The 6515-nt window shown below is 71.8% G+C and carries 7 protein-coding genes and 1 pseudogene; 4 read left to right on the top strand and 4 right to left on the bottom strand.

Annotation, left to right across the window (positions count from 1 at the left end; all coding sequences use genetic code 11):
* Positions 1–347 (top strand): acyl-CoA-like ligand-binding transcription factor (locus tag N869_RS17840; RefSeq protein ID WP_456297588.1); only part of this gene is annotated, 347 nt, incomplete at its 5' end.
* A 94-nt stretch (positions 348–441) separates the two neighbouring features.
* Here N869_RS17840 and N869_RS11845 read toward each other — a convergent pair.
* Positions 442–951, bottom strand: coding sequence for a methylated-DNA--[protein]-cysteine S-methyltransferase (locus N869_RS11845; RefSeq protein ID WP_035061990.1), 510 nt, complete (start codon positions 949–951; stop codon positions 442–444).
* A gap of 22 nt (positions 952–973) precedes the next feature.
* On the bottom strand, positions 974–2440 hold the full coding sequence (locus N869_RS11850) for an AlkA N-terminal domain-containing protein (RefSeq protein WP_035061991.1): 1467 nt from the start codon (positions 2438–2440) through the stop codon (positions 974–976).
* A gap of 119 nt (positions 2441–2559) precedes the next feature.
* Here N869_RS11850 and N869_RS11855 point away from each other — a divergent pair, with 119 nt between their 5' ends.
* The 3 genes from N869_RS11855 (at position 2560) to N869_RS11865 (ending at position 4476) form a co-directional block, all read left to right on the top strand.
* A complete protein-coding gene (locus tag N869_RS11855; protein WP_035061993.1) occupies positions 2560–3333 on the top strand; it encodes a 2-phosphosulfolactate phosphatase in 774 nt (257 codons plus the stop codon).
* Between the two features lie 229 nt (positions 3334–3562).
* Positions 3563–3916: an ArsR/SmtB family transcription factor gene (locus tag N869_RS11860; protein WP_198026060.1), complete on the top strand. Its 354-nt coding sequence runs from the start codon at positions 3563–3565 to the stop codon at positions 3914–3916.
* On the top strand, positions 3913–4476 hold the full coding sequence (locus N869_RS11865; RefSeq protein WP_052105487.1) for an SRPBCC domain-containing protein: 564 nt from the start codon (positions 3913–3915) through the stop codon (positions 4474–4476). Before N869_RS11860 ends, N869_RS11865 begins: the two co-directional genes overlap by 4 nt.
* Here the strand turns inward: N869_RS11865 and N869_RS11870 are convergent.
* Positions 4473–5174, bottom strand: coding sequence for a flavodoxin family protein (locus N869_RS11870; RefSeq protein ID WP_052105488.1), 702 nt, complete (start codon positions 5172–5174; stop codon positions 4473–4475). The two genes, N869_RS11865 and N869_RS11870, sit on opposite strands and share 4 nt — an antisense overlap.
* A 238-nt stretch (positions 5175–5412) precedes the next feature.
* Positions 5413–6515: pseudogene (locus N869_RS11875) on the bottom strand (ISL3 family transposase); the annotation flags it as partial.

Here is a 6515-nt window from a genome sequence, read left to right on the forward strand (position 1 = left end):
CCCCCTGGGAGGCGGTCCGCGCCGCCCTCCTCGCACTCCGCCAGGGCGAGGACGCCTCGTCGGACGCGACCGCGCTGGCGCTGGGCCGCATGCTGCAGAGCAGCCCCACGCTGCGGGCACGCCACCTGGAGAAGCAGCTGGCGTGGCGCGAGCTCCTGGTGCCCGAGCTCGCCGCCCGGCTGCGCGCCACCGGCGTGAGCGACCCGGCGGCCCAGCGACGCGCCACCGCGATCATCGCGACCGCCGTGGTCTGCCTCGACACGGCGTCCGAGGCCTGGCTCGCGCTGGACGGTGCCGCGTCGCTCGAGGACCTGTGGGACGAGGCCGTCGCGGCCGTCCGAGACTGAGACCCCGACGGACGCCCGCCCCCGGTGCGGGAGAAGCTGGCGCTCGTCCCCGGGAACCTGAGCTCCCCGCACGCAGGTGGGCAACCGCTGGGTGTCAGAAGAGCGGAGCGACCGCAGCGTGACGCTCGAGGTCGAGAAGGTACCTCTTGCGCCCCAGCCCGCCCCCGTAGCCGGTGAGCCCGCCGCCGGAGCCCACGACCCGGTGGCAGGGCACGATGATGCCCACCGGGTTGCGGCCGTTCGCGAGGCCGACGGCCCGGGCGGCACCCGGGCGACCGACCCGCACGGCCAGCTCCCCGTAGGAGGTGGACTCGCCGTAGGGGATGTCGCACAGCGCCGTCCAGACCGCCCGCTGGAACGGTGTGCCCGTGAGCGCCACAGGGACGTCGAAGACCGTGCGCTCACCGGCGAAGTACTGCGTGAGCTGCTCCGCGACCGCGCCCAGGAGCCGCCCTTCACGTCGTCCGAAGCTCTCGACCGGCGGGCGGTGCCGTTGGTCGGTCATGTACAGGCCGACCAGGGCGTCGCCCTCGGCGACGAGAATTAGCTCGCCCAGCGGGCTGTCGACGACGGTGTGGGCGCGCGCGCCAAGGCTGACGTTCATTGGGTCTCCTCCGGGTCCGTGCTCATACCGGCATCTGGTTGACGGGGTGGTCGCCCACGGCCCACAGGTACTGCACCGCGTAGGACCGCCACGGCCGCCAGGTCGCGCTCCGGCGGGTCAGGGCGCCCGGCGTCGAGGGCAGACCGAGGTGCTCTGCCGCCACCCGCACCCCGAGGTCGGACGGCACGAACGCGTCCGGGTCACCCAACGCCCGCATCGCGATCGTCTCCACCGTCCACGGGCCGATGCCTGGCAGCGCCCCCAGGCGGGCGCGCGCCTCGTGCCAGTCGCTGCCCACCCCGAGGTCGACGCTCCCGTCGGCCAGGGCTTCGACCATGCGCTGGACGGCGAGGCGTCGGGCAGCCGGGAGCGCGAGACGTGCCGGGTCCAGTGAGGCGAGACGCGCCGGCTCGGGGAACAGGTGGGTGAGGCCACCGTGCGCGTCGTCGATGGGGGTGCCGTGCTCGGCGACCAGCCGGGCGGCGTGGGTGCGCGCCGCCGCGGTGGACACCTGCTGACCCAGCACGGCCCGGACGGCGAAGCCCTCAGGGTCGGCCGTCCGCGGCACGCGCCGACCGGGCGCCTTGTCGACGTAGGGCTGCAGCACCGGGTCCGCGCGCAGGCAGTCGTCGACGGCCACCGGGTCGGCGTCGAGGTCCAACAGTCGGCGACAGCGCGTGATAGCCATGGACAGGTGACGCAGGTCGCTCAGGACGAGCCGGCACACGACGTGCTGGGGCATCGGGCGCAGGGACGCGATGCCGTGCCCGGTGCCGAGCCGCAACGCGACACGGAACGCGCCGTCACGCCACTCCTCCACACCGGGCACCGCGGTCTCGACCAGGTGCCCGAACAGGTTGTCGGGGCACAGCGGCTCACGGAACGGCAGCCGCACGGTCAGCGACCCGGGAGCAGCGACCGCGTCACCCGCCGCGCGCCGGCGCAGATCCGTGGGTGCGAGCGCGAAGACCTCACGCACGGTGTCGTTGAACGACCGGACGCTGGAGAACCCGGCCGCGAACGCCACCTCGGCCATGGGCAGCTGCGTGCCCTCCACCAGCAGACGCGCCGTCTGGGCCCGCTGGGCGCGCGCGAGCGCGACAGGACCGGTGCCCAGCTCCTCCCGCAGGTGACGCTCGAGCTGGCGCACGCTGTACCCGAGCTGGGCGGCCAACCCGGGGACACCCGACCGGTCGACCACCCCGTCGGCGATGAGCCGCATCGCCCGCGCCGTCAGGTCGGCACGCTGGTTCCACTCCGGCGAGCCGGGGCTGGCGTCGGGGCGGCACCTCTTGCACGCGCGGAACCCCGCCTGCTGGGCGGCGGCCGCACTCGGCATGAACCGCATGTTCTCGACCTTCGGCGCCGGCACCGGGCAGCTCGGCCGGCAGTAGATGCCCGTGCTCAGCACAGCGGTGAAGAACCAGCCGTCGAACCGACTGTCCCTCGACTGCACGGCCCGCACGCAGCGTTCGGTGTCCAGGTGCACGACGCCAGTCTGGGTCCAAGGCCGTGGCGCGTCTGGCAGGAATCCGACATCAGGCTCGAAGATCGAGCCTTGCCGGCCCGGCGCGCCCACCTGATCCACACCAACGGGAGGTTCGGCGAGTGGACGACATCTTCGGTCAACGGTCGACGGCGGTGCGCCTCGACTGGGGGCCGGTAGGAGCCAGTGCCTGCGGGGCTGAGGTGGCCGTCGTGGTGGACGTGCTGAGCTTCTCGACCGCAGTGACGGTCGCCGTCGAGCGCGGCTGCCGCGTGCACCCGAGCCCGTGGTCGGACGACCGCGCCCGGGCGATCGCCGCCGAGCACGACGCCGTGCTGGCCGTAGGACGGCTCGAGGCGCTGCGGGAAGGCACGACCGTCGCACACTCGCTCTCTCCGGCGACGCTGCTGGAGGCCGAGCCTGTGGAGCGCCTCGTGCTGCCCTCGCCCAACGGGTCGACCATCGTCGCCGAGCTCGTCGAGAGCGGGTCGACGGTCGTCGCGGGTTGCCTGCGGAACGCCCGTGCGGTGGCGGCCCACCTGGCGCGTGCTCTCGAGGCGGGGCGGAGCGTCGGCGTGATCGCCGCCGGCGAGCGGTGGCGTCATGACCAGAGCCTGCGGCCCGCACTGGAGGACCACCTCGGAGCGGGCGCGATCCTGGCACACCTCGACTCGATGGGGCACGGGCACCACTTCAGCCCCGAAGCCACAGCTGCAAGCGCGATGTTCCGTTCGGCGGGAAGAGAGCTGGGCCGACTGCTCCGGGACTGCGTCGGTGGGCGCGAGCTCACCGAGATGGGTTTCGCAGCCGACGTCACCGTCGCTGGGGCGGTGGATGAGTCGGCGACCGTTCCCGTGATCGTCGACGGAGCCTTCGTCGACGGCGGCACCCCCTGAAGGCTGGTCTGCCTCTGCCGGTGCTAGCGGTCCCGGACGTGACATCGGCGCGTTCCCGGACACTTCCCGATGTGAGCACCGTGCAGGCCATGGCCGGTGACCTCGAGCCCGTCTCCCCGGACGACCCACGCCTGCCATAGCCGCTCCCGGGGCGGCTTGCCCGGCACGGCACCCAGCGGATCACTGTTTAACCCTTGCGCTATATAACCGGATGCGTAAACATAGCTCCGTGCACGCACTGGATACCTTGGGAGACCCGGTCCGGCGCCGGATCGTCGAGGAGCTCGCGACCGGCGACAGACCGGCGGGTGAGCTGGCGCGCGTGGTCGGCGAGGAGTTCGGGATCAGCCAGCCCGCCGTCTCCCGCCACCTGCGCGTGCTCCGGGAAGCGGGGGTCGTGAGCAGCGAGGTCGACGCGCAACGCCGCCGGTACTCGCTGCGCCCCGAGGCCCTCGCCGACCTCACCACGTGGACCGACCGCCTGTCCGCGTTCTGGAACCAACGGCTCGACGCCCTGGAGACCGAGGTCGCCCGCGGCCAGCGCGCCACCCACCGCACCGCCCATCGAGAGGACCCGCCATGACCACGAACCACATCGCCAGCTCCGCACCCGCGACCCTCCTCGGGACACCCCGGCAAACGCTCCGGTTCGAGCGCCGCCTCGCGACCGATCTCGACGACGCATGGACCCTCGTCTCTGACCCCGCACGCGTGGCCCGCTGGTTCGCCCCCGTGACAGTGGGCGACGACGACTCCCGGACCCGGCCCCAGGACGCCGTCGGCCGCACCTGGACAACCCACTGGGACGACGGACGCGAGTACGCGACCGGCACGATCGTGCGGTGCGAACCACCCCACCTGCTCGAGGTGACCTGGACCGCGAGCGACGACGCCGACGAGGCGAGCGCGGACAGTGTGCTGCGCGTGTCGCTCACAGAGCAGGCCGACGGCGTGCTGCTGACCCTCGAGCACGAGGGCCTTGGTGAGACCGACCTGGTGCAGTACGGCGCCGGGTGGCACACCTACCTGGACCGCCTGGGCGACGGGCGATTCACCGTGATCGACTGGTCGGCCCGCTACGCCGAGCTCGAGCCGGTCTACCGACGTCTGACACAGGCGGGGCAGGCCACCGACCAGGGCTAGCCTCGTGGGTGGTCGAAGCGCTCACCGTCCTGCCATGCCGTGGTGGACGTGCCGTGCGCGGGGATCCCGCCCGAGCGCTTGAGCAGCGCGGCCATGTGCATGAGGTTCCACGTCATGAAGGTCAAGGTCTGCTGCGTGAAGTCGCTGTCCGGTCCGCCGGACCCGTCGTCGGCGTAAGACGGTCCGGGGCCGGCGTCGCCGACCCACCCGGCGCTGGACTGCGGGGGGACCGTGTAGCCGATGTGCTGCAGGGAGTAAGTGAGGTTCATCCCGACGTGCTTGTAGCCGTCCTCGTTGCCGGTCACCACCGAGCCGGCGACCTTGTTGTAGAACACGTACTGGCCAGCGTCGTTCGTCTGGCTGGAGTGCGCGTACAACCGCTCAACCACCTGGGTGCAGATGCTGGACTTCTCGCCGAGCCAGATCGGGGACCCCAGCACCAGGATGTCCGCGGCACGGACACGGTCCCACAGTGCCGGCCACCCGTCGTCGGGGAACCCGGCCTGGCGCATGTCCGGTTGGACGCCGGGCGCGATGTGGTGATCCACGGCACGCACCTCCTCGACCACCACCCCGTTGGCTCGCATGATCGCGATCGAGTCGGCCATGAGCGCCGAGGTGTTGGACGGCTCCGGGGACGGTTTCAGCGTGCAGTTGAGGAACAGGGCCGTCAGGTCGGTGAAGTCGGTGGAGGGCATGCCGTCAGGGGACACCCGGCCTCGGTGGCCCGCAAGCGGAGGGACCCGCACCGGCCGCGGTTCACCGATGCTGCTCACCCGCGCGCCTCCAAGGCGCCAACTGATACCACCTGAGAGTCGGCGACAAACGGAGCGCTATGCCTTCATCTGCACGACGGCATTTTCCCGGGCACGACATGATCAGCGGAATTGCGTGACCAATCGCGCTTCGCAACCACCCGGTGAAACGTTTCTCGGCTCATCGCAATCCGGGGTGTAGTTGGGGCCTGAAGCCGCCGGTCTCGAGCAGGCTCCTGGCGATGTAGTGGGTGAGGTTGCGGAAGCCGAGGGCTGAGCCGCGCAGGTGCTCGAGGCGACCGTTCATGGCCTCGGTCGGGCCGTTGCTGGTGTCGGGGCGGTCGAAGTAGGCCAGGACGTCGGCGGCTCGCTTCTTCAGCGTCCGCCCGAGCTTGCGGAGCTCGGTCAGGGCGGTCGGGACGCCGGTGGTGACGGACTCGATCAGTTTGGCCATGAGTTGCTTGCCGCGGTTGCGGTCGGGCTTTCGATAGGCGCCGATCATGCGCTGGTAGACGCCCCAGGTGGCCTGGGCCTGAACGTGGTCCTCGTCCTCGAACAGTGCCATCAGGCGTTGGCGGTCGGTGAGCAGGTTCTGGCCGGTGTGCAGGGTCCGTCGGGCGGGGTAGAGCGGGTCGCCGGCGCGGCCTCCGTGGCCCCGGGTGTCCTGCTGGACCCGGCGCCGGCAGCGGTCCAGGGCCTCGCCGGCGAGGCGGACGACGTGGAACGGGTCCATCACCGCGACCGCCTCGGGCAGCTCTTCGGTGGTGGCGGTCTTGAAGCCGGTGAAGCCGTCCATGGCCACGACCTCCAGACCCTCGCGCCAGGCCTTGGGCCGCTCGCAGAGCCAGGTCTTGAACGCCTGCTTGGAGCGCCCCTGGACCATGCCAGCAGCCGTGACGGGCCGGTCCCGTCCCGCACCGGGGTGAGGTCAATGACGACGGTGACGAACTTGTCGCCCCGGCGCGTGTGGCGCCAGACGTGCTCATCGACACCGATGACCTTCACCTCCTCGAAGCGGGCCGAGTCGTCCAGAAGGGCGCGCTCGCCTTCGGCCAGGACGGCATCGTTGGCGGTGTCCCAGGACACGGCCAGGGCCTGGGCCAGGCGGGCGACGGTCAGGTGATGGCAGACGAGCCCCACCAGCGCCCACCGCAGCGCGGTCCGCGACAGCTTCGCGCGCGGTTCGGCCACGCGGCTGGTGTCCTGGCGCCAGACGTGCCCGCAGCCGATGCACTGGTAGCGGCGGATCCTGACCACCAGCGTCGTCGGGCGCCAGCCCAACGG

Source organism: Cellulomonas bogoriensis 69B4 = DSM 16987 (assembly GCF_000767165.1).
Taxonomy (GTDB): Bacteria; Actinomycetota; Actinomycetes; order Actinomycetales; family Cellulomonadaceae; genus Actinotalea; species Actinotalea bogoriensis.

Bases quoted from the DNA above. Each gene is read 5' to 3' on its own strand.
- N869_RS11845 (WP_035061990.1), bottom strand. From the start codon at position 951: ATGAACGTCAGCCTTGGCGCGCGCGCCCACACCGTCGTCGACAGCCCG.
- N869_RS11865 (WP_052105487.1), top strand. From the start codon at position 3,913: ATGACCACGAACCACATCGCCAGCTCCGCACCCGCGACCCTCCTCGGG.
- N869_RS11870 (WP_052105488.1), bottom strand. From the start codon at position 5,174: ATGCCCTCCACCGACTTCACCGACCTGACGGCCCTGTTCCTCAACTGC.